General features: G+C 38.9%; 23 protein-coding genes and 2 riboswitches. Of the genes, 13 read left to right on the forward strand and 10 right to left on the reverse strand.

Annotation, left to right across the window (positions count from 1 at the left end; all coding sequences use genetic code 11):
* Nucleotides 1-3: 3 nt before the first annotated feature.
* The 3 genes from guaB to xpt are packed head-to-tail and all read right to left on the reverse strand — an operon-like array spanning nucleotide 4 to nucleotide 3,354.
* Nucleotides 4-1,470 (reverse strand): IMP dehydrogenase, encoded by a 1,467-nt coding sequence (guaB, locus tag C7J88_RS06980; protein ID WP_095118045.1) that lies wholly within the window; start codon nucleotides 1,468-1,470, stop codon nucleotides 4-6.
* Between the two features lie 35 nt (nucleotides 1,471-1,505).
* Nucleotides 1,506-2,774 (reverse strand): xanthine permease PbuX, encoded by a 1,269-nt coding sequence (gene pbuX / locus C7J88_RS06985; protein ID WP_095118159.1) that lies wholly within the window; start codon nucleotides 2,772-2,774, stop codon nucleotides 1,506-1,508.
* Nucleotides 2,770-3,354 (reverse strand): xanthine phosphoribosyltransferase, encoded by a 585-nt coding sequence (gene xpt, locus C7J88_RS06990; RefSeq protein ID WP_095118046.1) that lies wholly within the window; start codon nucleotides 3,352-3,354, stop codon nucleotides 2,770-2,772. The genes pbuX and xpt overlap by 5 nt, the downstream gene beginning before the upstream one ends.
* A 187-nt stretch (nucleotides 3,355-3,541) precedes the next feature.
* Nucleotides 3,542-3,644, reverse strand: a riboswitch (purine riboswitch).
* Nucleotides 3,645-3,823: 179 nt separating this feature from the next.
* Here xpt and C7J88_RS06995 point away from each other — a divergent pair.
* The 5 genes from C7J88_RS06995 (at nucleotide 3,824) to C7J88_RS07015 (ending at nucleotide 8,547) form a co-directional block, all read left to right on the forward strand.
* A complete protein-coding gene (locus C7J88_RS06995) occupies nucleotides 3,824-4,234 on the forward strand; it encodes a YflT domain-containing protein (protein WP_095118047.1) in 411 nt (136 codons plus the stop codon).
* Nucleotides 4,235-4,343: 109 nt separating this feature from the next.
* Nucleotides 4,344-5,018 carry a hypothetical protein gene (locus C7J88_RS07000; RefSeq protein WP_095118048.1) on the forward strand — a complete coding sequence of 225 codons (675 nt, stop codon included), beginning with the start codon at nucleotides 4,344-4,346 and terminating at the stop codon, nucleotides 5,016-5,018.
* A gap of 110 nt (nucleotides 5,019-5,128) precedes the next feature.
* Nucleotides 5,129-5,728, forward strand: coding sequence for a DNA-binding protein (locus C7J88_RS07005; RefSeq protein ID WP_095118049.1), 600 nt, complete (start codon nucleotides 5,129-5,131; stop codon nucleotides 5,726-5,728).
* Between the two features lie 42 nt (nucleotides 5,729-5,770).
* Nucleotides 5,771-5,873, forward strand: a riboswitch (TPP riboswitch).
* Between the two features lie 102 nt (nucleotides 5,874-5,975).
* On the forward strand, nucleotides 5,976-7,073 hold the full coding sequence (thiO, locus tag C7J88_RS07010; protein WP_095118050.1) for a glycine oxidase ThiO: 1,098 nt from the start codon (nucleotides 5,976-5,978) through the stop codon (nucleotides 7,071-7,073).
* An 82-nt stretch (nucleotides 7,074-7,155) separates the two neighbouring features.
* Nucleotides 7,156-8,547, forward strand: coding sequence for an L-cystine transporter (locus tag C7J88_RS07015; RefSeq protein ID WP_095118051.1), 1,392 nt, complete (start codon nucleotides 7,156-7,158; stop codon nucleotides 8,545-8,547).
* A 45-nt stretch (nucleotides 8,548-8,592) separates the two neighbouring features.
* On the opposite strand, the gene nfsA is transcribed toward C7J88_RS07015, so the two are convergent.
* Nucleotides 8,593-9,348, reverse strand: a complete 756-nt coding sequence (gene nfsA, locus C7J88_RS07020) for an oxygen-insensitive NADPH nitroreductase (protein ID WP_095118052.1) — start codon at nucleotides 9,346-9,348, stop codon at nucleotides 8,593-8,595.
* A 133-nt stretch (nucleotides 9,349-9,481) separates the two neighbouring features.
* Here nfsA and C7J88_RS07025 point away from each other — a divergent pair, with 133 nt between their 5' ends.
* The 3 genes from C7J88_RS07025 to ahpF all read left to right on the forward strand — a co-directional run bounded on the left by C7J88_RS07025 (nucleotide 9,482) and on the right by ahpF (nucleotide 12,755).
* Nucleotides 9,482-10,258: a 2-keto-4-pentenoate hydratase gene (locus C7J88_RS07025; protein ID WP_095118053.1), complete on the forward strand. Its 777-nt coding sequence runs from the start codon at nucleotides 9,482-9,484 to the stop codon at nucleotides 10,256-10,258.
* Between the two features lie 389 nt (nucleotides 10,259-10,647).
* Nucleotides 10,648-11,217, forward strand: coding sequence for an alkyl hydroperoxide reductase subunit C (gene ahpC, locus C7J88_RS07030; RefSeq protein WP_095118054.1), 570 nt, complete (start codon nucleotides 10,648-10,650; stop codon nucleotides 11,215-11,217).
* A gap of 14 nt (nucleotides 11,218-11,231) precedes the next feature.
* Nucleotides 11,232-12,755: an alkyl hydroperoxide reductase subunit F gene (gene ahpF, locus C7J88_RS07035; protein ID WP_095118055.1), complete on the forward strand. Its 1,524-nt coding sequence runs from the start codon at nucleotides 11,232-11,234 to the stop codon at nucleotides 12,753-12,755.
* Between the two features lie 47 nt (nucleotides 12,756-12,802).
* Here the strand turns inward: ahpF and C7J88_RS07040 are convergent, their stop codons facing one another.
* Complete coding sequence (locus C7J88_RS07040; protein WP_095118056.1) at nucleotides 12,803-13,753, reverse strand: DUF1002 domain-containing protein; 951 nt, start codon at nucleotides 13,751-13,753, stop codon at nucleotides 12,803-12,805.
* 168 nt (nucleotides 13,754-13,921) lie between these two features.
* Here C7J88_RS07040 and C7J88_RS07045 point away from each other — a divergent pair, with 168 nt between their 5' ends.
* Nucleotides 13,922-14,740: a MetQ/NlpA family ABC transporter substrate-binding protein gene (locus tag C7J88_RS07045; protein ID WP_095118057.1), complete on the forward strand. Its 819-nt coding sequence runs from the start codon at nucleotides 13,922-13,924 to the stop codon at nucleotides 14,738-14,740.
* Between the two features lie 205 nt (nucleotides 14,741-14,945).
* On the opposite strand, the gene bioB is transcribed toward C7J88_RS07045, so the two are convergent.
* Nucleotides 14,946-15,911: a biotin synthase BioB gene (gene bioB, locus C7J88_RS07050; protein ID WP_095118058.1), complete on the reverse strand. Its 966-nt coding sequence runs from the start codon at nucleotides 15,909-15,911 to the stop codon at nucleotides 14,946-14,948.
* A 252-nt stretch (nucleotides 15,912-16,163) separates the two neighbouring features.
* Here bioB and C7J88_RS07055 point away from each other — a divergent pair, with 252 nt between their 5' ends.
* Genes C7J88_RS07055 through gmpC form a run of 3 tightly spaced genes read left to right on the forward strand, consistent with a single transcriptional unit; the run spans nucleotide 16,164 to nucleotide 18,707 of the window.
* Entirely contained in the window at nucleotides 16,164-17,201 is a 1,038-nt protein-coding gene (locus C7J88_RS07055; RefSeq protein ID WP_095118059.1) for a methionine ABC transporter ATP-binding protein, read from the forward strand.
* Nucleotides 17,182-17,841, forward strand: coding sequence for a methionine ABC transporter permease (locus C7J88_RS07060; RefSeq protein WP_095118060.1), 660 nt, complete (start codon nucleotides 17,182-17,184; stop codon nucleotides 17,839-17,841). The genes C7J88_RS07055 and C7J88_RS07060 overlap by 20 nt, the downstream gene beginning before the upstream one ends.
* Nucleotides 17,842-17,861: 20 nt before the next feature.
* Nucleotides 17,862-18,707 (forward strand): dipeptide ABC transporter glycylmethionine-binding lipoprotein, encoded by an 846-nt coding sequence (gmpC, locus tag C7J88_RS07065; protein WP_095118061.1) that lies wholly within the window; start codon nucleotides 17,862-17,864, stop codon nucleotides 18,705-18,707.
* A gap of 66 nt (nucleotides 18,708-18,773) precedes the next feature.
* Here the strand turns inward: gmpC and ulaA are convergent, their stop codons facing one another.
* From ulaA to C7J88_RS07085, 4 genes are read right to left on the reverse strand one after another with little or no spacing between them, the layout of a single operon-like run.
* A complete protein-coding gene (gene ulaA, locus C7J88_RS07070) occupies nucleotides 18,774-20,132 on the reverse strand; it encodes a PTS ascorbate transporter subunit IIC (protein WP_095118062.1) in 1,359 nt (452 codons plus the stop codon).
* 19 nt (nucleotides 20,133-20,151) lie between these two features.
* Nucleotides 20,152-20,436 carry a PTS sugar transporter subunit IIB gene (locus C7J88_RS07075; RefSeq protein ID WP_095118063.1) on the reverse strand — a complete coding sequence of 95 codons (285 nt, stop codon included), beginning with the start codon at nucleotides 20,434-20,436 and terminating at the stop codon, nucleotides 20,152-20,154.
* A gap of 1 nt (nucleotide 20,437) precedes the next feature.
* A complete protein-coding gene (locus C7J88_RS07080; protein WP_095118064.1) occupies nucleotides 20,438-20,878 on the reverse strand; it encodes a PTS sugar transporter subunit IIA in 441 nt (146 codons plus the stop codon).
* The gene (locus C7J88_RS07085) at nucleotides 20,879-22,819 is read right to left on the reverse strand and encodes a BglG family transcription antiterminator (RefSeq protein WP_095118065.1); all 1,941 of its coding nucleotides are present in this window, start codon (nucleotides 22,817-22,819) and stop codon (nucleotides 20,879-20,881) included.
* Between the two features lie 332 nt (nucleotides 22,820-23,151).
* On the opposite strand from C7J88_RS07085, the gene aryK reads away from it, so the two are divergent.
* A complete protein-coding gene (gene aryK / locus C7J88_RS07090) occupies nucleotides 23,152-25,425 on the forward strand; it encodes a transcriptional regulator AryK (RefSeq protein ID WP_095118066.1) in 2,274 nt (757 codons plus the stop codon).
* Nucleotides 25,426-25,525 lie beyond the last annotated feature (100 nt).

Consider the following 25,525-nt stretch of genomic DNA (forward strand, 5'->3'; position numbering starts at 1 on the left):
ATCTTAGAATGAGTAGTTAGGTGATTCTTTAGTGATTTGAACATCGTGTGGATGACTTTCTGCTAAGCCTGCCGCACTCATTTTTGTGAATTGTGCTTCATCACGTAATTGTTGTAAGTTGTGTGATCCTGTATAACCCATACCGCTCTTCACACCACCAATTAATTGGTAAATTGTTTCTTGTAATGGCCCTTTATAGTCGATACGACCTTCTACACCTTCTGGAACATATTTTTTAGGTGTTTTGTCTTCTTGGAAATAACGATCGTTAGAACCGCTTGCCATTGCACCTAATGAACCCATACCACGATATACTTTGTATTGACGACCTTGGAACATTTCAACTTCTCCAGGGCTTTCTTTTGTACCTGCTAATAAGCTACCAAGCATAACCGCATGTCCACCTGCTGCAAGTGCTTTAACGATGTCACCTGAGAATTTAATACCACCATCTGCAATAATCGCTTTACCGTGTTTACGTGCTTCTGTTGCACAGTCATAAACTGCTGTAATTTGTGGTACACCGACACCTGCAACGACGCGTGTTGTACAGATTGAACCTGGTCCAATACCGACTTTAACAACATCTGCCCCCGCTTCGAACAAAGCATTTGTACCTGAAGCTGTTGCAACGTTACCTGCAATAACCGTAATTTCTGGGTATGTTTCTTTGATGAATTTCACTTGATCGATGACACCTTGTGAGTGGCCGTGTGCTGTATCGATAACAAGTGCATCAACGCCTGCTTCTACAAGTTTTTTGGCACGAATTGCTGTGTCTTTGGCAATACCGATTGCTGCTGCAACGAGTAGACGACCGTGTTCATCTTTAGCTGAGTAAGGATACTCATGTACTTTTTCAATATCTTTAATTGTGATAAGCCCTTCTAAAACGCCATCTTTAATTAATGGTAGCTTTTCAATACGGTGTGATTGAAGGATTTTTTCCGCTTCTTCTAGCGTCGTTCCAACTGGAGCTGTAATCAAGTCTTCTTTCGTCATGACGTCTGAAATTTTAATCGAGAAGTCTTCGATAAATCTCAAGTCACGATTTGTAAGGATACCGACAAGTTTACGTGTCTCTTTGTTGTCAACAATTGGCACACCTGAAATACGGTATTTGCCCATCAACGCTTCTGCTTCGTACACACTTTCTTCAGGAGTTAAGTAAAATGGATCTGTGATGACGCCATTTTCTGAACGTTTTACTTTTTGTACTTCGTCTGCTTGATCTTCAATGCTCATATTTTTATGAATGACGCCGAGACCACCTTGACGTGCCATTGCGATCGCCATTTTTGATTCTGTTACTGTATCCATACCTGCTGATACAATCGGAATGTTCAACTTAATTTTATCCGATAATGATACACTTAAATCTACCTCTTTTGGTAATACATTTGATTCAGCTGGAATAAGCAATACATCATCAAACGTTAGCGCTTCTTTAACAAACTTGTTTTCCCACATTTCTATACAGCCTCCATTCAAAATGATTAGTTATATTATTTCACATTTTCTTGATTTTGTTGATAGTTTAGACCATTAAAAAATAAATTTAATACAATTGCTGAAATCGTACCTAACACAATCCCATTTTGCGTTAGCCAAGAAAACTGATCACCCAATCCTTGAAACGCTTCAGGCACTGCAGTAATCCCTGCACCGAGACCAACTGACACAGCAATAATAATTAAGTTGTTTTGATTCTTGAAGTTAATGTCGTTCAATATGCGCATACCGTATGCCATTACCATACCGAACATCGCAAGCATTGCACCACCTAATACCGATAGTGGAATCATATTTGCCAACGCACCTAACTTAGGAATACATCCGCAAATGATCAGTAAAATAACCATTCCGTAGATGACGTCGTTCTTTTTCGCACCTGACAGTGATACAAGTCCAACGTTCTGAGAATAAGCTGTATAAGGGAAAGCATTGAAAATAGATCCTAGCGTAATGGCGATCCCTTCTGCCATGTAACCTTTGCGGAAGTCTTTGCGCATTAATGTCTTACCCGTAATCTCGCTCAATGCATGATAAACACCTGTTGATTCAATTAAGCTGATCAATGCTACTATGAAAAATACGACGGTTGCACCAAAGTCAAAAGCAAACCCTGTAAATCGGAATGGTCTCGGCAATTCAAACCAGTGTGCTGACGCAACTTGTCCTGCATCAATCACCCCTAAAAAACTTGCAAAAATTGTACCAATCATAAGACCAAGCAAAATTGCAATAGACTTCAAAAAACCTTGTGCAAAACGTTGCAGTAACAAAATAATAATCAGTGTCGCACCACCTAATAAAAGATGCTTGGGATCTCCGTAATCTTTCGCACCTTGTCCCCCTGCGAGATAATTCATCGCAACCGGCATAAGTGTAATCCCAATAATTGTTACAACACTACCTGTTACAACAGGCGGGAACAACTTAACAAGAGAAGCAAAAAATGGTGCGATGATGATCACAAGTAACCCAGATAAGAAAAGTGAGCCATACAAGACATCTATCCCTTTCGTCTGTCCGATTAAAATCATTGGTGCGACCGCAGTAAACGTACATCCTAAGACGACCGGCAATCCAATACCAATGCCTTTATAGACTTGTAAAAAGGTTGCAATACCACACATAAATATATCGACTGTGACAAGATAAGCCGTCTGTTCAGCAGTAAAGTCAAGACTTGTTGCAACAATAATAGGAACTAAAATAGCGCCGGCATACATGGCTAATAGATGCTGTAAACTCAACAAGAATCGTTTAATCATTGTCGTCTCCTAACAATGTGACTTTATTACCTTTTAACGATGCCACTTGGCAAAGCGAAGAAACGTTCAAGCTTGCTTCTTCCAAACGTGCACGCCCTGGTTGGAAACTCTTCTCTACCAAGATGCCAATACCAACTGTTTCCGCACCTGCTTGCTGTGCCAAACGATGTAATCCAAGCGCTGCCTCACCGTTTGCAAGAAAGTCATCAATAATCAACACTTTATCTTGATCTGACAAAAACTCTGTTGACACGATGACACGGTTCGTATTGTTTTTCGTAAATGAGTGAACATCTGTCTGATAATGCCCTTCATTCAACGTATTCGGCTTTGCTTTTTTAGCAAATAAACAAGGCACATTAAAACGATGTGCAACCATAATGGCAGGTGCAATTCCTGATGCTTCAATCGTTAAAACCTTTGTCACACCTTGATCTCCAAACTGTGAATGGAACACTTCACCAATCTCATACATTAAACCCGCATCAATCTGATGATTCAAGAAACCATCCACCTTTAATATTGATTCGTCAATAACTACACCGTCTTCGATGACTTTTCTCTTTAATGCGTCCAAAACGACTCCTCCTAGATACTTCAAGATATAAAAAAACCCCAAAACTAAAGAATATCGTTTCAGGTGTTGAGTAATCGTCATACAATTGTAAAGTGACGCTCAGTTGCTAGTCTCTTTGCTATTCATTGTGTGATGTCTACCATATCAACCAAACACAATAAATAGAACCTAACAAAAGCTGCGTATTACAGATGCCGTCATTACTCATAGTCACATCGTTTAGGGCGACGTGGTAGAAACTTCTAAAGCCATATTCTTCAGATTATATGAGTCTATATAAATTATTAACTGATGATAGCAAATTTAACGTTTTTTCGCAATACTCGTCTGAAAAACAAGCGTTTTTTCAAATATCAACACTACTTTACAAAAGTGATATGTTAATCGCATAATAATAATGTATGCGTTTAACTTTTAATTTAAAGGGTAAGTGACAAAATAAGTAACGATTAATCGGAGGGGATTTACTATGACTCATTTTAAAGTAGTAAAAACAGAAGATGACGCAATCCAAGCGGTAGATGCATTATTACGTGATGGCTACAAGGAACACGAAATTACAATTATTAGCAAAGATCGATTGTCAACAGACCGATTTAACGATTCAGAAGTTAAACAAACACCAACAGCTGGTACGATCAGTGATAAATTCATGCGCTTTTTCATTGGGGAAGATCCTGAAGAAGCTGCATTCACACGTTTCAAGCTTCCAGACAATGAAAAAGAACAGCTTAAGCAAGCCGTACTTGATGGTGAAATTGTTATCCTTGTGAAACACTTTGAATCTGGCAACCACAGCGAAGTAACACAAACAAATAGTTCATACGACACACAAGACTTCAAACATCATCCATCTGAACATAAAGGCAATATTGAATAATATAGAAATATCTAACACTCGAGCAGCACACCTTGCTTGAGTGTTTTTTACGTGGAGTACCGAATTCGCATTATGCTATACTAAAGCCATTACAAAGAGGTGATAGACGATGGATTTTATTCAAATCAAATCAACGCAAGATCAATGGTATCAACCGGCACTAGACTTTTACTTAGGGAGATTAGATACGCTTGTCACTGAAGATGAGTCGGTTTTCGTCCAATCGCTCAAAACAGAAAAGACGAAAAATGATTATGTTTTTTTAGTCGGTGTTGAAGATGACCGTGTTGTCAGCTTTGCTACTGCGCATTATGAAGCAACGACAAATGCGGGATTCATTATCTACTTACTTGCCGAACAGGGTACACATCATGAAGCTTATCTAGAAGAGACACTCAATCAAACTGAAATCCACATCAATGCATTGGCACAACAATTACATGGTCGAGACGTGAACTTCTTCATGTTCGAGTCGACGTTCGAATCACCAGATGTCGATTCGAAGACGGCAGATGATATCGCATTTCGCAGACGTTTCTTAACACAAAACGGTTTTGAAAAGCAAACAAAGATTTCATATATACAGCCTTCGCTTGATCGCAATGGAAAACCTGTACCATTAGATTTATATATCAAAGCAAATATTCCTTTGACGAAAGACATCTATGGTGCCAGCATCAAGTCTTGTTATATTCTCAAATATGTCTTTGCAAATAGACTGCCACGCAGAGTCATTTATCCATTGCTCGTCAAAATGGATTTACGTAAAGAACCGAATGCATAAGCCCTTGAAATCAATCGGTAAAGTCGCTACAATGAAAGAGAAGTAAGACTGACGGGTCACTGAACGAACACTGACAACCGTCTAAATTGTAGGAGAAAGGATCCGGTTATATGCTAACAAAAGAATTCGCACAAAAATCTGGCTTAAGCGAAAAGCAAGTCCGCAAAATTGTTCAGCATCTCGAAGAACGTGGTTACCATTTAGATAAAACAGAATATCGCGGGCGTGAAGCGACAGACTTCAAAGAAGAAGATGTTGAACTCTTCCAAGAGATTGCAGAACGCGTTGGGCAAACTAACAGTTACGAACTTGCATTTGAAGAACTCGAGAAAGAAAAAGACTTCTTACAAGTTATTGTGAAGGAAGATACACAACAACTTCCTGCTGATCAACAACTCTCTAACTTATTCAAAGAGTTGCACAATGAAATCAATCAAATGCGAGAAGAACGTCAAATACTTGGGCAAATGGTGACACAAGTACACAAACAACAAGAGGCACTTACTGAGTTACATAACAAGTTAGAAACACAACTAAAGTCAAACAGTGCATCTATGGAGTCTCTCACTGAAGCACAAAAACAACAAACTGAACAACTCAGTACAACACAAAAGCACTTAGAGACACAAATCGAAGGACAAAAAGCATTAGCACACACAATTGAACGCAATGAGAAAAAAGGTTTTCTCCAACGATTATTCGGCGGTTAAAACACAATTTCTATGCAAGTCAACCACTTGTCTTACAATTAAATAACATGCTAGGGGTGCTCGAAGTGAGCTGAGAAAGACGGACTCTTAACTCTTTGAACCTGATATGGTTAATGCCATCGAAGGGAAGCAATTACATGTCATGCGTATCATGATAGTCATGCAACGTTAAAGCATGCGTCACATACGACTCAATTTCAATCATACATGTCAACTTCCTGCACCCTCACATGCAGGAGGTTTTTTTATGTTACAAACAGTTATTATTGGTGGCGGCGTGATGGGATTGTCCATTGCACGTCAACTCAATGCGCAAGGTCGTCACATACATATCATTGATCGCTCGACACCCCGTATGAATGCATCTTATGCAGCAGGTGGGATGTTAGGTGCACAGAATGAATTTTTTGAAGATACACCTTTATATCGTCTTGCAATGGCAAGTCGTGCGATGATGCCAGATATTGCACAACAACTCTTAATGGAGACAGATATCGATATTGAACTGCAAACATATGGGCTGATTAAGGTAGCAACTACCGCACAACATGTCCCAGCAGTTAAGAAACAATTTGAATTTCTCTCTCAGCAAGACCATAAGATTTATGAATTATCACGCCATCAATTACGTGCACGCTTCCCCCACTGTAACATTGACGATTGCGCAGCATTCAAAATACATGACGACGGTCAAATCAATGCCAACTTATATACACAAGCGTTACTGCAATCCGTCTCCAATCTTTTGCATATTGATCTTCACATACAGACGGAAGTATTACAGATTATGGAACATGCATCGCATTATCGAGTAACAACTTCTAAAGGCGATGTATATGCAGACGAATTAATCATCGCTGCTGGTGCTTGGAGTGGTGCATTGTTACAGCAACTTGGGATGAATCTTCCGACACAACCGGTCAAAGGCGATGTGAAGTTAATTGAATCGTCTTATTCACAACTAAAAGAAACTATTTTTAATATGAACGGTTGTTATATTGTGCCAAAGAAACCCAATCGTTTTCTTATCGGTGCGACATCAGAACTCGACAATTGGAGTACACAAAATAAAGCTGAAAATCTCCAGTGGTTAGATGCAGAAAGTCAATCTATGATACCTGACCTATGTGAACATCGCGTGATTAAGACTTGGACTGGCATCCGACCGATCACTCCAGATGGCGTTCCGATTATGGGTGCCCTTCGTGATAATCTCTATATCTCAACTGGGCATTATCGAAACGGTATTCTACTCTCGCCTATTGTCGGTCAACTGATGGCACAATTAGTTGATGGAAGAACTAGTGCAGCACAACAATTAAAACCTTTCTCACCTATAAAATGAGAAAATTCGTATGTAGGGGTTGATTTTAAATGGACTTGCAATTATTCTTATAATACAAGTCGGAATTAAAGGAAGCGTCTAAATGTCTATATTTCTCATTATACTTAACTTATTAATTTTTGCTGGATTCCTTATCGGTCTATGGGTCATGGCAAAGAAACACGTCAAGTTCCCTACACGTGTCTTTGTTGCACTCGGTCTCGGTATCTTACTCGGAATCATTGTACAGCTTCTTTACGGTGCAGACAGCAAAATTACAACACAAACAACAGAATGGATCGGTATCATTGGGAATGGATATATCTCCCTCTTAAAAATGATCGTCATTCCGCTCGTTTTCATTTCAATTATTGCGGCATTTACGAAGATTGATCTTGGTGAGAAGTTCGCCAAAATGGGCGGCTACATTTTTATGTTTTTAATCGGTACTGTTGCCATTTCAGCCATCGTTGGTATTGCCTATGCAATGCTATTCGGTCTCGATGCATCAACAATTGATCTAGGTCAAGCTGAAAACGCACGTAGTTCAGAAATTACGCAAACAGCGAAAGACCTAACAGCAACAACATTGCCAGCACAAATTCTAGAACTACTCCCTGCAAACCCATTCTTAGACTTTACAGGGGCACGTGCAACATCAACTATTGCTGTCGTTATCTTTGCAGCATTTCTAGGGTTTGCTTATTTACGTGTTGCACGCAAACAGCCTGAAAATGGTCATGTATTAAAACGTGGTATTGATGCAGTGTATTCACTTATTATGGCCGTTGTGACATTCGTATTGCGCTTAACACCTTATGGTATCTTAGCCATTATGTTAAACACATTAGCGACAAGTGACTTTGCAGCGATTTGGACACTCGGTAAGTTTGTCATCGCATCTTATGCAGCGTTACTCACAATGTATATCATCCATTTATTAATTTTATTAGTGCTAGGTGTCAATCCAATCCAATATGTGAAGAAGACAACAGAAGTAATGATGTTCGCCTTCACATCACGTTCAAGCGCAGGGGCGTTACCACTTAACATTCAAACGCAAACAAATCGTTTAGGTGTCCCACAAGCCATCGCCAACTTCTCAGGTTCTTTCGGTCTGTCTATCGGCCAAAACGGTTGTGCGGGTATTTACCCTGCCATGCTTGCAATCATGGTCGCACCTGTTGCTGGCGTTGATATCGACCTACAATTCATTGCAACACTTATTATTGTTGTTATCATTAGTTCATTCGGTGTTGCCGGTGTCGGTGGCGGTGCAACATTTGCATCTATTCTCGTCCTTTCTGCACTAAACTTACCAGTCGGCCTTGCCGGTGTCTTGATTTCAGTAGAACCATTAATTGATATGGGACGTACTGCATTGAATGTGAATGATTCAATGTTAGCCGGAACAGGCACTGCTAAGTTAACAAAACAATTAGATGAAGATGTCTTTAATGACAATCAATATGACGAACTGACAACAAATCATTAATCAAAAAATACCACGTACAACACATCGTACGTGGTATTTTTAATGCTATTTCTTATTAAATCCCGCTTCTTGAAGCCAGTCTTTCATCTCTAAACGCTGCTTACTACTCATGAAGTTCGCCACTTGTTCTGACCACGTTTCTGTACGTCGTCCGTCCGTTCTTTCTGCATAATAATCAGATACCGTTTCATCATATGTTGCCAATTGTTGACGTGCCATATCACGATCATTATCATACGTATCAACGTGAAAGACATGTTCAAACGGCAACCGTGGCTTCGGCGTCCCATTCTCATCTTCAGATGGTACGCCAATCGCCATACCGAAGATTGGGAAGGTATACTCAGGTAAGTCTAAAATCTCACGCACACGTGTGACATCATTGCGCAATGAACCTAGATAAACAATTCCATACCCCATATCTTCTGCCGTCAATGCAATATTTTGTGCCATTAATGACGCATCTACCGTTCCAACGAGTAATCCTTCTGCTGATTCAAAGCTTGTCGTCATATCTTGTGCTTGTTGTTCATTCACAAGGTCGTGTCTATTGTAATCTATGACAAATATTAATAAATACCCATTATCCAAGACATAGGGTTGCCCTGACACTTCTTTCAAAGCAGCTTTCTTTTCTGGATTTTCTACGCCAACCACAGATGTCGTTTGTAAATAACTTGATGTTGAAGCCATCTGCCCTGCTTCAATTAACTTTTTCACTGTTTCACGTGTTAATGGCTCAGGTTTAAACTTTCTCACTGAGTGATGTTGCTTTGCTAAATGATATACATAATCTGACATATATTTCACTCCCTTGTCCTTTGATTTTATGTTAGCAAACGACACTCTAAAACGCATGTACACTGCACACTTGCATCTTTTTCTATAAACCTTTATCATAAAAGTATCAATTTTCTGACAAAGGAGTGTCTTTATGGCGCAACAACCACAGCAACTAGCAGAGACAGTTTTTCAAGCTTACAAAACACAACAACCTATCCCTTTTCTCAACCCTAAAGAGAACGTTGATGAAGTATTAGGTTATCAAACACAAGATGCCTTGATTGAGCAATTAAAGGCACATAACAATACTGATGTAGCCGGCTACAAAGTCAGTATGACAAGTGCAGAAACACAAGCATATGCGAATACCCATGAACCTGCTTATGGTACATTACTCAAAACAGTCATCCAGCAAAGTGGTGCCACTGTAAAATTGGACAACTTGTTCGCACCATTAATCGAGCCAGAATTGGTATTTGTAATCACAGAAGACTTACCTTCTAATCCAAGCATTGAAGATGTGCTCAATCATTCGCAATTAGCACCAGCGATTGAAGTGCCTGATGCGCGCTATCAAGATTGGTTCCCAAACTTTACATTAGGAGATTTATTAGCCGATAACACAGCAACTGGCCTTGTCGTTGTAGGTGAACCTGTTGCACAATTGGATTATGACAAGCTGGGTGCAGTCACAATGTCATTGAAACATAATGGTACAGAAGTCAAAACAGGCATCGCATCAGAAGTATTAGGTAACCCTGTTAAAGCGGTGCAATGGCTCAGTCAAAAGTTAGCAAGTCACGATAAGTCACTTAAAAAAGGCAATGTCATCTCGTCAGGTACTTTCATCCCACCTATCAAGGCGGAACAAGGTACTTATACGGTTGATTATCAACATGTCGGTCAAGTAACAGTTACATTTGAATAAATCGTACAAAACGGTGGAGCACGACTCGACCATAAACCATCGTTTTCTTAAAATACAAAGGCATTTTAAGTCACAACTTAAAATGTCTTTTCAAATCATTTAATTTTCAATAAAGGTGTCATTAATTGAGAATTAAACCCCAACAGTGCTATGATGAATATAGAAACAATATATGCATGAAACACCCTTTCACATCTGGATAGTTGCGCCATTTCGCCTATCAAAAGATGGTGTGCAATTATTTAAGTTTAATAATTGACGGATGTATCGTTCCATGCCATAATAACACTTGAGATTAGAATTATTATTAAAAAGGAATTATAACAAAGAAGCGTTTGGAGTAGTTCTAATCTAATAATAATCAATATATTTCTAGGAGGCTATTCAATATGTCATTAATCGGTAAACAAATTGGAGAATTCACAGCACAAGCGTACAACGCAAAAACAGATGAGTTCGTTGAGGTAACACAAGAAGATTTAAAAGGTAACTGGAGTGTCGTTGTATTCTACCCAGCTGACTTCTCTTTCGTATGCCCAACAGAATTACAAGATGTTCAAAACCATTATGAAAAATTACAAGAACTTGGTACAAACGTATTCTCTGTATCAACAGACACACATTTCGTACACAAAGCTTGGCACGATCACTCAGATGCAATCAGCACATTAAAATACACAATGATCGGTGACCCATCACAACAAATTACACGTTTATTCGACGTTTTAGATGAAGAAGCTGGTCTTGCACAACGTGGTACATTCATCGTTGACCCTGATGGTGTTGTTCAAGCAGCTGAAATCAATGCTGACGGTATCGGCCGTGACGCAAGCACATTAGTACACAAAATCAAAGCAGCTCAATACGTACGTCAAAACCCAGGTGAAGTTTGCCCAGCGAAATGGGAAGAAGGCGGCGAAACATTAACACCAGGATTAGACTTAGTAGGTAAAATTTAAGGAGGTATTACTGAATGCTTAATCAAGAGTTAAAGAATCAACTTGCACAACTTCTTGATTTGATGGAAGGTGACGTTGTCTTCAAATTAAGCACAGGATCTGATGAATCATCTCAAAAAATGGAAGACCTTGTGAATGAAGTATCAGACATGTCATCACGCATTACAGTAGAAAAAGCAGACTTAAAACGTTCACCTAGCTTTAGTGTGAATAGACCCGGAGAGGACACTGGCGTTACTTTCGCCGGTGTTCCTCTTGGTCATGAGTTTAACTCTTTCGTTTTAGCACTTCTACAAGTGAGTGGTCGTGCACCAAAAGAAGAGCAATCTGTAATCGATCAAATCAAAGCAATTGATAAACCATTAAACTTTGAAACATATATCAGCTTAACATGTCAAAAATGTCCGGATGTTGTTCAAGCATTAAACTTAATGAGTGTTCTTAACCCAAATATCACACACACGATGATTGACGGTGCAACATTCAAAGAAGAAGCTGAAGATATTATGGCTGTGCCATCTATCTTCTTAAATGGTGAACAATTCGGTAGCGGTCGTATGACTGTCACTGATATTTTAAGCGCACTTGGTCAAGGCCCTGATGCTTCAGAATTCGAAGGCAAAGAGATATTCGATGTCCTCGTTGTCGGCGGTGGTCCTGCGAGTGCAAGTTCTGCTATTTACGCTGCACGTAAAGGTTTACGTACAGGTATTGTTGCGGATCGTATCGGTGGTCAAGTTAACGATACACAAGACATCGAAAACTTAATCAGCGTGAAGAAAACAACAGGAACATCACTTGCGGTTAACCTTGAAGAACACATTAACGAATATAACATCGATGTGATGAAAGGGGTTCGTGCTGAATCTGTAAACAAAACAGACGAAAGCATTGACCTTACATTAGATAATGGTGCCGTACTTCACACAAAAACATTGATTGTTTCAACAGGTGCACGTTGGAGACAACTCGGTGTACCAGGTGAGCAAGAGCTTGCAAATAAAGGTGTTGCATACTGCCCACACTGTGACGGTCCATTATTCGAAGACAAGCATGTCGCTGTTGTCGGCGGTGGTAACTCTGGTGTTGAAGCTGCGATTGACCTTGCAGGTATCTGTAAGAGTGTGACGTTACTTGAATTCGGTGCAGAAATGCGTGCCGATCAAGTCTTACAAGAGCGTTTGAACTCTCTATCTAATACAACAGTCATCACAAACGCTGCAACGAAAGAAATTACTGGTGATGAACGTGTCACTGGTTTGACTTACGAAGATACACAATCTAAAGAACAACAACATATCGAATTAGACGGTGTCTTCGTTCAAATCGGTCTTTCTCCTAATACTGAGTGGTTAGGCGATACAGTCAACCGCAACAGAATGGGTGAAATCGAAGTTGATCGTTTAGGTGCTACGAACGTGCCAGGTATCTTTGCTGCCGGAGACTGTACAGATCAACGCTACAAGCAAATTATTATCTCTATGGGATCAGGTGCAACAGCTGCACTATCTGCTTTTGACTACCTTATCCGTAACTAATAAAAAGAAGTCCGCATCTCATGATGTGGACTTCTTTTCTTATCATATTATACAAATGATACGAGCCAATGCCAGATTCTTGTCACCAATGACACGAACTCATCCCATAATCTCTGCAAGAAATTACGCGTCTCTTCGTTATCCAATGACTTCAATGCTTCTAACTTATCGCCTGCTGTCTTCTGAATTGTATCTTTCAGCTCATTTGCCTGTTTTTGGTAAGCTTCAGGATCTTGATTAAGTACATCTGATTGCGCCACATTCATCATCATATTTTGAATCACAGCAATCTCATTATTACTTAATACATTATCCAATCCACGCACATTCAATGTCTGATTCACAATGTTGTTAACCGTCAATTCATTAATCTGTTGATCAGACGCCTTAGCTTCTGCAATTTGCGCCTTCATATCAGCAATCGCTTCATTCAGCGCTTCATCAGAGTAACCTTCTTTCTCTGAATTGTTCTCACTGATACGTGCCAATTCATTCAATTCCGTATGTGCATTTTGGATATCTTCACTATTCAACGCATTGCCTTGCGCTTCATAAGCTTTGTATATTCCTGTCAACGCACCTTCACCAGTCACTTGATCAATAGAAGCAATACGAATCGTTGCATCTTGAATGCCCGATGTAATCGCTGCATTCATATACTGTTCTTTCGTAATACGCGTAATATTTTCAGGCGTTTCAATCTTAACATCTACCCCTCGTCCAAAACGCTTAGGTTTAATCAGTGCACTCGAGTGAATATAGTCGTACTCCGTTCCCGTAAAACGAATAACATCTGTATTCGTTACTTGATACGTTGTCACACCATTACTAACACCTAACTTATCTTTCGTCGCTTCCAATTGATTCTCATTCAAGTCTGCTCCTTGAAGAAAGATTTCTTCTTTAGGCTTGAACTCGTTGGCGGCATAGGTATTCTGTGCAACACCTACCATCAACAAAGAGGCGGTCAATCCACTGATTAATAGTTTCTTATACATATACTCACTTCCTTCTCCACACTTTACCCTATTTTAACATGAGATACGCAATTAAGTATCAATCCTTAGACGCACAAAAAATTCTGAAAATTTATCTCGCCAAACCCATTTTTCTATGATATAATCCTTTTAATTCATATCAGATAACTATGATATAGGAGGGATACAATGAAATATTTTAAATTAAGTATTATTTTCTTGCTGGCACTGGTACTTGTTGCATGTGGCAAAGGGGCAGACAGCAAACAAGAGAATGGAAAATCTTTTACCATCGGTTTTGGCCCCGGCACATACGAAGAAATATTCCGTGGTGGTGCACTGCCTATCCTAGAGAAAAAAGGTTATGATGTTGAGATTAAAAGCTTCTCTCAAACAGATCAAATTAATCCAGCGATGAAGGATGGTGACATTCAAGCATCCATCTTCCAAAGTACGGCATATATGGATAGTATTAACGATAAAATTGATGCAAAAATGATTAAAAATAACGAAGTCCCAACTGCACCACAGTCACTATGGTCTAAAAAGCACAATTCACTCGATGACATTCAAGACGGTCAAACAATTGCAGTTCCTAATGATCCAGTTAACCAAGAACGTGCTTTAAGAATTTTAGAGGACCTTGGTTGGATTAAATTAGACAATAAAACAACAGGTGTTAACTTTAAGCTTTCTAGCGTTCAACCTGGTAAGTATGACTTAAAATTCAGCGAAGTCGCAGCGCCACAAGTGCTTCGTTCATTAGAAGATGTTGATTACGGTGTCGTGAACGGAAACTACATTGCCGATAGCGGTCAAAAAATTAGTGACGCACTTGTCGTTGAAAAAACACCTGATGAACATAAAGTGATGTTGAGTATCAATGAATCTGATAAAGACAAAGAATGGGCGAAAGCATTGCGTGACACGTACAAGGATCCTGAATTCCAAAAATGGTTCCGTGACCACAAAGAATACAGCGGATATATTGAGCCAACAAATTGGTAGAAATGCGATTGTAAGAGAAGGGGTTAGGGTTCGATAGGAAGCTGCGTAATCAGTCAAATCGCTGTTTAATCTTATCGAATTGTGAACTGCTGTCGAGCATTCTGATTGTTGAACACTCAAAAATGAATTTGTCCCATACTTATATCAAAGACCTGCGCTTCCATATCAAAGCACAGGTCTTTTTTCATTGTAGTGATGTCATCTATCAATTGCCGTCATCAATCTCATATCCTAGATCTTTGATCATATCATAATCCAATTGATTGGGTTGTCCACCAGTGATAAGGTAATCACCTACAAAAATGGAGTTTGCTACCATGAGCGCAGTCGCTTGTAAAGAGCGCAAATTCACTTCACGTCCCCCTGCAATACGAATCTCTTTCGATGGATTCACTAAGCGAAATAACGCCAAAATACGCAAGCAACGCATAGGTGTCAGCGCATCCATCTCTCCAAACTTCGTCCCTTTAATTGGATGTAAGAAGTTGACTGGAATACTGTCTGCATCGATATCTTTTAGCGCAAAGGCCATATTTACAATATCTTCATCGGTTTCCCCCATTCCACATATGACACCTGAACAAGGGGATATGTGGTGTGCCTTCATCGTTTCTATCGTATCGACACGATCTTGATATGTATGCGTTGTGACAACTTCATCATGATATCGTTCACTCGTATTCAAGTTATGGTTATATCGATCAACACCTGCTGCTTTTAACTTGGCCGCTTGCACATCATTCGTCAATCCTAAGCATGCACAGACTTTCAATTGTGGGTGTGCTGCTTTAATGTGTTCGACAGATGCTGTGATATGATCAACTTCTTTATCACTTGGCCCTCTACCACTCATCACAATACAGTATGTCCCTATCTCATTTTCAGCTGCGACTTTGGCACCTTCTGTAATTTGATTTTCCGAAACCAACGCATATCTTTGTTTTTCTTTCATATCTCTAGACTGCCCGCAGTATCCACAGTCTTCCGGGCAAATACCACTCTTCGCATTTAATATCATATTCAACTTTATCTTATGTCCATAATAATGCTTTCGTAATAGATATGCTTCGTGGACGAGTGACATTGTGTCGTATGATACATCTGTAAATAATTCCAAAGCCTTTTGGTGTGTTAATGCTACGCCTTCAAGGATATTACGTGCAATATTCATATAAAAACCCTCCCCAATATAGACGTATTATAACACTATTGTAATGTTTTTGAAAATTATGTTTACAATCATAAGTGCAAAACAAAGCGCAAGTAATATGAATACATTGCGCTATTTTTACTTCAAAATTTGTATATTACATAAAGTTTTAACTTTTATTTTCAGAAAATAGTCAATATTGTGTTGACTCCACTTGAAATGTAGCCTACAATAACAATCATTACTAAATAAGTCGGAATTAGGGAGGCACATATGATTACGTTTCAAAATGTCAGCAAAACATTCAGTAAAAAACAGACCACTGTACATGCATTAAATGACGTTTCTTTCACCGTTGATAAAGGGGACATTTTTGGCGTCATTGGTTATAGCGGTGCCGGTAAGAGTACATTAGTGAGACTCGTCAACCAGCTAGAAAAGCAAACATCAGGCGATGTATATGTCGATAATCATCACTTAAATACATATACACCCGCAGATTTGCGTAAAGTCAAAAAAGATATCGGCATGATCTTTCAACATTTCAATCTCCTCAACTCAAAAACAGTCTTCAAAAATGTTGCAATGCCACTTATCCTCAGCAACATCAATCCAACAGAAATCAAAAAACGTGTCGATGAAATGCTCGCATTCGTTGGATTGGAAGGAAAGTCACAACAATATCCGAGCGAACTATCCGGTGGACAAAAACAACGCGTCGCTATTGCACGTGCGCTTGTCACAAACCCTAAAATTTTATTGTGTGACGAAGCGACAAGTGCACTCGATCCGGCAACGACAGATGCAATTCTCGATTTATTGAAGAAAACGAATGAAACATTCGGTGTTACGATTCTTGTAATCACACATGAGATGAGTGTGATTCAAAAGATTTGTAACCGAGTGGCAGTCATGGAGCAAGGTCGTGTGATTGAATTAGATTCTGTCAAAAATGTATTCAGTCACCCGAAGACAGAGACTGCTAAGCGTTTCGTTTCTACGGTAATTAATACGGAGCCTTCAGAACACGTTTTAAAACAGATTGCGCACAAGGACAATGCACAAGTTTATCGCTTGTTTATCGAGAGTGATCAAATCTCCAATGCAATTGTCAATGACTTGATTGCGAAATTCCAAGTTGAAGTGAACATTATCCATGCATTTATGGCAGAGATTCAAACAGAAGCTGTCGGTTATCTCTGGTTACAAATCATAGGTGATACGACACAACAACAAGCGATTCAAGCACACTTAACAGAACAACACATTCAATATGAGGAGGTATCAGCAGATGCTCGGTTCATCCATTGATTCATCACAATTACTTGAAGCCCTTTACCAAACACTGTATATGGTAACTGTTGCCCTTGTTATCGGTGCATTGATTGGGATTCCCCTCGGTATTTTACTTGTAGTCACACGTCCGAATGGCATCTGGCCAAATCCCTTTATCCATCATGCCTTGAACCCAATCATCAATATTTTAAGATCTGTACCATTTATTATTTTACTCATCGCCATTGTGCCGTTTACAAAATTATTAGTCGGGACATCTATTGGAACAACGGCTGCAATTGTACCATTAACCGTTTATGTTGCACCTTATATCGCAAGACTTGTCGAAAACTCTTTATTAGAAGTCGATGACGGCATTATCGAAGCAGCCAACGCGATGGGCGCATCACCCATCCAAATTATTCGCTACTTCTTGTTACCAGAAGCACTCGGCTCACTTATCTTATCCATCACAACTGCTATTATCGGTTTGATTGGTGCGACTGCAATGGCTGGTGCGGTCGGCGGTGGTGGTATTGGTGATATGGCTCTTGTATATGGCTATCAGCGTTTTGATACATTTGTCATTCTCATCACCGTTGTCGTCTTAGTCATCATCGTACAACTCATTCAATCACTTGGTAACGTACTCGCAAGAAAAGTAAGAAGACATTAAACTCAGGAGGTTTTATAAATATGAAAAGAATCATGACTCTACTACTTGTAGCTATTTTCGTATTAGCTGCTTGTGGTCAAAACAATGACAATCAAAAAAAAGTAACAATTGGGATTGCTTCAAACGACTCTAAAGCATGGGAAAAAGTTAAAGAACTCGCAAAAGAAGAAGATATTGATTTGGAGATTAAGCAATTCTCTGATTACAATGTACCAAATAAAGCGCTAAGCGATGGGGATATCGACATGAACGCCTTTCAACACTTTGCTTTCCTTGATACATTCAAAAAAGAAAATAAAGGAACAGACATCACACCCATTCGTACATCTGTACTCGCACCACTTGGTATCTACTCTGAAAAAGTGAAGGATGTAAAAGATGTAAAAGATGGTGCTAAAGTGGCCGTTCCTAACGATATTTCAAACCAAGCACGTGCATTGAAATTACTTGAAAGAGCAGGCTTACTTGAACTTAATGATGACTTCGGTCTTTCTAGTTCAATCAAAGACATCAAAAACAACCCAAAAAACTTAGATATCACTGCCGTGGATGCCCAACAGACAGCACGTGCATTGTCAGATGTAGATATTTCGGTTATTAATAATGGGGTTGCATCAAAGGCAGGCTTAGATGCGAAGAAAGATCCTATTTTCCTTGAAGATTCAAAAGGAGATACTACGAAACCTTTCATTAACATTATCGCAGTGAATACAAAGGACAAAGATAACAAAACATACCAACGTATTGCAGAACTTTATCACTCTAAAGAAGCAAAAGATGCCTTGAAAGAAGATACTAAAGACGGTGAGATTGTCATCGACTTGAAACCATCAGAAATTAAGGAAATTGAAGATAGCTTGAAATAACAATCCAAAGAAAAGCGGTAACCACCTTCTCAAACTACTGAGATTTGGTCGTTACCGCTTCTTTATTTATTTCTCTTGCGCATATTTGTCGTCTGAACGTTTTTGGAACATCACTGCTAATACAGCTACAATCGCAATTAATGCTGCAATACCGATTGTACCAAGATATTTTGTAATGTAACCAACAATGATACCGACTGCTAAGAAGTCTGTATCTGAGAATGTTGTTGCTGCTGAACCTAACTCACCCATGAACGGAATGAATAATAACGGTAAGAATGTGATCAACAAGCCGTTAAGTGCTGAACCTGCTACTGCACCTTTAATACCACCACGAGCGTTACCGAACACACCTGCTGTGGCACCTAAGAAGAAGTGTGGTACAACACCAGGTAGAATCACGACACCACCAAGTAAGAACATGATGAACATACCAATAACACCTGTGATAAAGCTTACAAAGAATCCGATAAGCACAGCGTTTTGCGCATATGGGAAGACAATCGGACAGTCTAAAGCTGGTTTTGTATTCGGTACAAGTTTTTCAGAAATACCTTTAAATGCTGGGACAATTTCCGCTAAAATCAAGCGCACACCTGTTAAGATAATGAATACCCCTGCTGCGAATGTAACACCTTGAATGACTGAGAATACGATGAAGTTTGTACCATCACTTAATTCTGTATGAACATACTGCGGACCTGCAAATAATGCTGCGATGATGTATAGAACAATCATTGTTAATGAAATACTGATTGTACTTTCTCGTAAAAAGCTTAACCCTTTAGGGAAGTTAATATCTTCTGTTGATTTTGATTTGCCTGCAAACAGCTTTCCAACTTCACCGGCAGCCCAGTAACTCACTGTACCAAAGTGACCGATTGCCACTTGATTTGATCCAGTAATTTTTGTCATGGTAGACTGACCTAATGCTGGTAACACTGCCATGATCAATCCTAAAATCAATGAGCCTAAGACAACTGTTAATGTACCTGTGATATTGCCCACTGTAAGTAATATGGCTAAGAATGCTGCCATATAGAATGTATGATGCCCTGTTAAGAAAATATACTTAAGATTTGTAAAACGTGCGATTAAGATGTTTACAAGCATCCCGAACATCATAATCAATGCCGCTGTTGTACCGTATTCTTTCAATGCGATAGAGATAATCGCTTCGTTATTAGGAACAACCCCTTGTACACCAAATGCTTCTTGGAACATCTGACCAAATGGCTCTAAAGAATTGGTTACAACGCCAGCACCGGCACTTAATACAAGGAATCCTAAAATCGTCTTAATCGTACCTGAAGTAATATCTGCTGCTGATTTCTTTTGGACAACCAATCCGACAAATGCGATTAATGCAACAAGAATTGCGGGTTGGCTAAAAACATCGACGAAAAACCCTAATACTGAATTCATGTCATCCACTCCTTTTTACTTACAATACGTTCATTGATTGAAGCTTCTCTTCTAACTTACCTTGTAATTCTACTTTATCTAAAATGTTATCCAATACGATGACTTCTCCAAGACGTTGCGCATTTTCTTCTAAGTCACGTCCACAGATGAATAAGTCTGCCATCTCAGGACTCGCTGTCATAATATCACTGTGTTCAACTTGAATATCTGAAGGGGCTTGTAATTGTTTTAAAGCCTCCTGTGCGTTCATCTCAACCATAAAGCTACTGCCTAAACCGTGTCCACATACTACTAATATTTTCATCTTAATCTCTCTCCTCTAATAATTGTTTGATTGCTTCCTTACTTTGAGCTGCCATTAGCGCTTCAACCGTATTTGTATCGCTTAAACGCATGGCTAAATTTCTCAATACATCTAAGTGCGCCGCTTCATCGACAGCACTCAACACAAAAACTAATGTGGCGTAGCGCCCTGTTTCTGAAAAGTTAATATGTTCTTCTAGCTTCAACAAACTTAGCCCAACCTTATGAACATCTTCACTCGGTCTTGCATGTGCAATAGCAATCTCTGGTGCAATGACAATATAAGGGCCCATTTCATGCACGCTATTAATCATTGCATCAACATATGATTGTTCAAAATACCCATCTTCACGCAAAGGTTGTGCTGCTACACGAATCGCTTCTTCCCAGTCGGTTACACGATCCTGTAACTGAATATGTGATGTTTGAATCATCTCTGGCATTTATAAATTTCCCTCCCGACTTATTCTTTCGATACTTTCAATCATGGCTGTTTTATGACCTTCCAACATATGCTGTCTGTCATCTTCATTCATAATCAGCTGACTTAACTGTCCTAATGCATTCAGATGGACTTGTGCATTACTCGTTGCCAATACAATGACAACTTTTACAGGGTCAAAGCGTTCATGATCAAATGCCACACCTTCTTGAAAATGTACAATCGCCATACTGACTGGTACGCGTACATGTTCGAAATGTGCGTGCACCAATGCAATGTGGGGACTGATTACCATATAAGGACCAAAGCGATCCAATTGCGCAAGTATCTCCTGTGCATATTGTTCATCAACATGTCCTGATGTAACGAGTACATCAACACTTTGATAAATGGCTGCTGTCCAATCTTCCGCATGTTGTGCTGTTACAATATGCTTAGGTGGTAAAACAGCTTTGAGCACTGGCCCTGAAAGTTGATCATGTGCCACGGTTGCCTCTCGATACGCATTGATCATTTGGTTGATTTTTGCTCGATCATCTTTATTCAAGAATGGTGATACATTGATTGCAGGAACTGAGAATGTATCAACTGGTACAGTCGAAATAATATAATCAATACTTTGTGACTGTAAAAAGCTTTCTGAAATATCATAGATTGAAAAAGCATCTAAAATTTCTAATTCTGGATAAATTCTCTTAATGCGACTTTTCAACAGTTGCGATGTCCCAACACCTGAACCGCAGAGTAAAACAACTTTAATTCGAGATGCCTTTGTATTATCCACACGTTCCATAGAAGACGCAAAATGAAGTGCCAAATACGCCAATTCATCTTCACTAAATATGACATCGTATGTCTCTTCTAAAATTTGAACTTGTTGCTGAATCACTGCAACCAACTCTTGATAATCATGTAGAATCTCTTCTTTCAATGGGTTCGTGTGCGTCATACCAAAGCGCATACGATGCATCGCTGGTTGGAGGTGTGTCAACAAACTCGTGCACAACTTATGGTCTCGATCGAACGAAACGCCCATCTGCGCACTCACTTGTTGCACGAACTTTTGAATGACCTGTCCTAACGCATCGCCATCTGACGCCGCATCAAAATGTGTCCCTTTTGCACCTAGTAGATGCAACGTAATAAATGCTGCTTCTGTTTTCGGGAATGTCACGTTGAATAACGATTCGAGTTGTTGCGTAATAACAAGTGCGAGTTGGAATGCATCTGTACTTTGTAAACGTCTATATTCCGAATCAGGTATGTCAAAATGGAACTGATCACGTGCACGATGTATCGCAATGACAATATGAAAGATTAATCCGTCGATTGCTTCTTGTACGAGCTGTAATTGCTGACTGCGCAATGACGATACGACAATCTGCCTGATTTGCTCCAATTCTTTTTGTGAGAAAGGGGCAATTCCTAACTGTGGGGTTGCATGAGTAAAGTACGCTTGTACCACTTTTGCATAAGCTTCTCTTAAAGCCTTTTCACTGCCCTCGATCACAAAACCTTTATTGCGAATATATTCTAACGTTAAACTGTAATCCGACAATTCACTTTGTACACTCTTCAAATCTTCAACAACCGTACGTCTTGATACGTGTAGCATTTCAGCTAGCGTATTAGAGCTCACAGGTTGTACAGATTCAAAAAGCTTTAAGAGAATGTAGTCTCTACGTTCTTCTTTGGAATAATGAACGAGCAAAGCATCATTCTCTGAACTTTGAACAGCTGCTTGATCATTGATTTTGATTCCTAAACTTTTATTGCGCATCACTTCCAAATGGTACTCTTCCTGATATGTTTCGATATACGTTAGATCATATTGAATCGTACGTTCTGACACACGGAATTTGTTGGCAAGTTCTGCGATCGTCACGAATGCATGACGTGATGAAAGATAAGCTACAATTTGTCTTTGACGATTACTCAACAAATGTATTACCTCCTTATAACTATTGTAAGCGTTTCCTGATGTTTATGGATGTGCAATCTATTTCGTCTAACAATCCGAATCATTTCACATCTGTCAGAATTCAATAACAATACATAGCTTACACACTGTTTCTTAAAAAGAGATGTCAAACTATAAAAAAACAAAAAATTGACAAATATCATGATATGTTTGTATCACATACGGTAACAATTCTGTTATGACCACTTCATGTATCCTTTTCTTATTGGAGCGTTTTTCTCGGACAACTGCTAAAATAGAAAGTGTTAATAGAGTTAATGAACACAGAGAACTATTATGATGAGGGGTGACTTATGAAAAATTTCTATACCATTGAACTCAATCATCAGAGTAACGAACAAATGAAAGTTAACGAAGGATTAAAGATTTTTTTAGTACTAAGAGGGACGGTACAAATATTTAAACACCAGCAAACACAATCCTATCAAGCTGGAGAATTATTTTTGATTAATCATCACGAAACTTATCGTTGTTCAGCCAGTGAAGAGACACTTTACATCGCAATTCAGTTACACGCTCACTACTTGCAGCAGTATATCCCTGATATCTCCCATAAATATTTCGTTCTAAAGAAAGAGACATTGCAAGAAGTCATTTACGAACAAATGATCAATGCAGTTGCCGATATCGGTATTGTGCACATTCGACAAGGGACATTTCATCGACTATATATCGAACAAAAACTCATGGACTTAATGTTTATTTTAGGACGCTACTTATCAACTGAACAATCGCTTCCTCACCAAGAAAAGACACAAGATCAACGGCTTGAAGTCGTACGTACGTATATCGAAACACATTATGCAGAACCAATTACGTTGACAGCTGTTGCTGACATTGTCGGCTTAAGTCCCACGTATTTGTCAAAGTTATTCACAAGACAAATGGGCACTGGTTTTAATCATTATGTGAACCATATCCGTTTGGAACACTGTAAGACTGACTTGATCAATACAAACGATCCAATCACTCATATTGCTTATAAACACGGTTTTACGAGTTCTAATATGCTCTTGAAATATTTCAAACAAGACACGCAACTAACACCTACTGAATATCGGCATCGTTACCAGCAAGGCACCCTTCAACAAACAACTCAAACGCATCAAAAGATTTCACATCAAACGTACTTGTACTACTTATCACAATTTATCAATTCAAATATAGGCACTGTCATGCAATCACCTGATGCGCAAAAAGTACTTAATATAACCTTCGATGAACAGGACACACAACTTTCTCATTACAATCACGTTATACAAATCGGCAACTTAGATACGTTACTCGTCCAAAGATTTAGGAAACAGCTCGTAGAAATCAAAAATGTACTCGGATTATGTCATGTTCTCACTAAAGACCCGATACAAACACATCGACTCATTAGCGAAAACATCGAAAGTGATGAAACCATACCGAATATACATCCTTATATGAAAATCGATGAATGTCTTAATTTTTTATTACAGCATGATATCGGATTGGGGATGGAAATTCATCCACCACAGTCTCAAGTGAATTTGAAACAATATGTTGCGAAGCTCACGTATTTATTGGAGCATATGTACAACATTGTTCCAGATACCAAACAGCTTCGGCTCATCGTTTATCTTGACTGTCTCAATCCAACAATATTTGAAAAAATGACATCACTTTTCAAATATTACTTTGCGAATACGACCATTGTATTAAACGTCAATATCAATCACCCAGAAGAAGCAAACCTTGCAACATCACTTTTAACGCAAATTGATGCAATTGCTTTTTATGCAAATCAAAATGACATTATTGATTTTACATCGATAGAACAAAATCAATACGATCAAGCTAAAAAACATATCACTTTACAACTTAAAAAACTGATTGATTGGCTTACATTAAATAATGAGACGCTACTTCCTTTTACGCTACTGAATTGGAATACACTAACAGGCGATACAAACTTAACGAATGGGGAATACTTTAGAGCAGGTATTATTTTTGAACAGTTGATTGAGATGAATCAACACATCGATACAATTGGTTACTGGTTGAACTATGAAATCCATCAACAATACAATCATACAGGTGCTGCAACACAGCTGAGTGGTATTGATTTATATCATCAGTTTGATGGGAAGCGTCCGGCTTTCTTCGCAAGTATGTTCTTTAAAAAATTATTCACGCACACGTTATATCGCAATGACCACTGTATCGTGTTAGGTAGTCCACATCATTTTCAAGTTGTCATTTGGGATGCGGAACATTACAACCCGTACTTCACATTAGATACGCATTCAAGTATTCATAGTCATAAAGAATACCAGCTCAACATGGATGACGTCATTTCAGGAAAATATAAAATTAAGCATCACATTCTTGATAAAAATCACGGTGCATTATATAAAGTGTGGCAACAGTATAATACTCAGTACGGAATGGATGAGGAGACCATTTCTTATGTAAATCGGATATCTTATCCTAAACTAGAAATTAGTGAAGTAAAAGTCCAACAAGGTCTCACTTATCACCTTAAATTACTAACAAATGCCCTACATGTGATCGAATTCAAGAAATATATTGATTCATAATCGGATAAAGGACAAAAATGAATATCACTATTTTGTCTTTGCGAATTGTTCAGTTCCTCAGGTGATAAAACAGATAGTAAAATACCAAAAATACAATATT

The sequence above is a fragment of the Staphylococcus muscae genome (assembly GCF_003019275.1).
In the GTDB taxonomy this organism is placed as follows: domain Bacteria; phylum Bacillota; class Bacilli; order Staphylococcales; family Staphylococcaceae; genus Staphylococcus; species Staphylococcus muscae.

What these genes read in the sequence shown, in the direction of transcription:
- C7J88_RS07055 (WP_095118059.1), top strand. Translation starts at nt 16,164, where the DNA reads ATGATTACGTTTCAAAATGTCAGCAAAACATTCAGTAAAAAACAGACC.
- C7J88_RS07000 (WP_095118048.1), top strand. Translation starts at nt 4,344, where the DNA reads ATGGATTTTATTCAAATCAAATCAACGCAAGATCAATGGTATCAACCG.
- thiO (WP_095118050.1), top strand. Translation starts at nt 5,976, where the DNA reads ATGTTACAAACAGTTATTATTGGTGGCGGCGTGATGGGATTGTCCATT.
- C7J88_RS07025 (WP_095118053.1), top strand. Translation starts at nt 9,482, where the DNA reads ATGGCGCAACAACCACAGCAACTAGCAGAGACAGTTTTTCAAGCTTAC.
- aryK (WP_095118066.1), top strand. Translation starts at nt 23,152, where the DNA reads ATGAAAAATTTCTATACCATTGAACTCAATCATCAGAGTAACGAACAA.
- bioB (WP_095118058.1), bottom strand. Translation starts at nt 15,911, where the DNA reads ATGAATATTGCACGTAATATCCTTGAAGGCGTAGCATTAACACACCAA.
- C7J88_RS07075 (WP_095118063.1), bottom strand. Translation starts at nt 20,436, where the DNA reads ATGAAAATATTAGTAGTATGTGGACACGGTTTAGGCAGTAGCTTTATG.
- C7J88_RS07040 (WP_095118056.1), bottom strand. Translation starts at nt 13,753, where the DNA reads ATGTATAAGAAACTATTAATCAGTGGATTGACCGCCTCTTTGTTGATG.
- nfsA (WP_095118052.1), bottom strand. Translation starts at nt 9,348, where the DNA reads ATGTCAGATTATGTATATCATTTAGCAAAGCAACATCACTCAGTGAGA.
- ahpF (WP_095118055.1), top strand. Translation starts at nt 11,232, where the DNA reads ATGCTTAATCAAGAGTTAAAGAATCAACTTGCACAACTTCTTGATTTG.
- C7J88_RS07005 (WP_095118049.1), top strand. Translation starts at nt 5,129, where the DNA reads ATGCTAACAAAAGAATTCGCACAAAAATCTGGCTTAAGCGAAAAGCAA.
- ahpC (WP_095118054.1), top strand. Translation starts at nt 10,648, where the DNA reads ATGTCATTAATCGGTAAACAAATTGGAGAATTCACAGCACAAGCGTAC.
- C7J88_RS06995 (WP_095118047.1), top strand. Translation starts at nt 3,824, where the DNA reads ATGACTCATTTTAAAGTAGTAAAAACAGAAGATGACGCAATCCAAGCG.
- gmpC (WP_095118061.1), top strand. Translation starts at nt 17,862, where the DNA reads ATGAAAAGAATCATGACTCTACTACTTGTAGCTATTTTCGTATTAGCT.
- guaB (WP_095118045.1), bottom strand. Translation starts at nt 1,470, where the DNA reads ATGTGGGAAAACAAGTTTGTTAAAGAAGCGCTAACGTTTGATGATGTA.
- C7J88_RS07015 (WP_095118051.1), top strand. Translation starts at nt 7,156, where the DNA reads ATGTCTATATTTCTCATTATACTTAACTTATTAATTTTTGCTGGATTC.
- C7J88_RS07060 (WP_095118060.1), top strand. Translation starts at nt 17,182, where the DNA reads ATGCTCGGTTCATCCATTGATTCATCACAATTACTTGAAGCCCTTTAC.
- C7J88_RS07080 (WP_095118064.1), bottom strand. Translation starts at nt 20,878, where the DNA reads ATGCCAGAGATGATTCAAACATCACATATTCAGTTACAGGATCGTGTA.
- ulaA (WP_095118062.1), bottom strand. Translation starts at nt 20,132, where the DNA reads ATGAATTCAGTATTAGGGTTTTTCGTCGATGTTTTTAGCCAACCCGCA.
- C7J88_RS07045 (WP_095118057.1), top strand. Translation starts at nt 13,922, where the DNA reads ATGAAATATTTTAAATTAAGTATTATTTTCTTGCTGGCACTGGTACTT.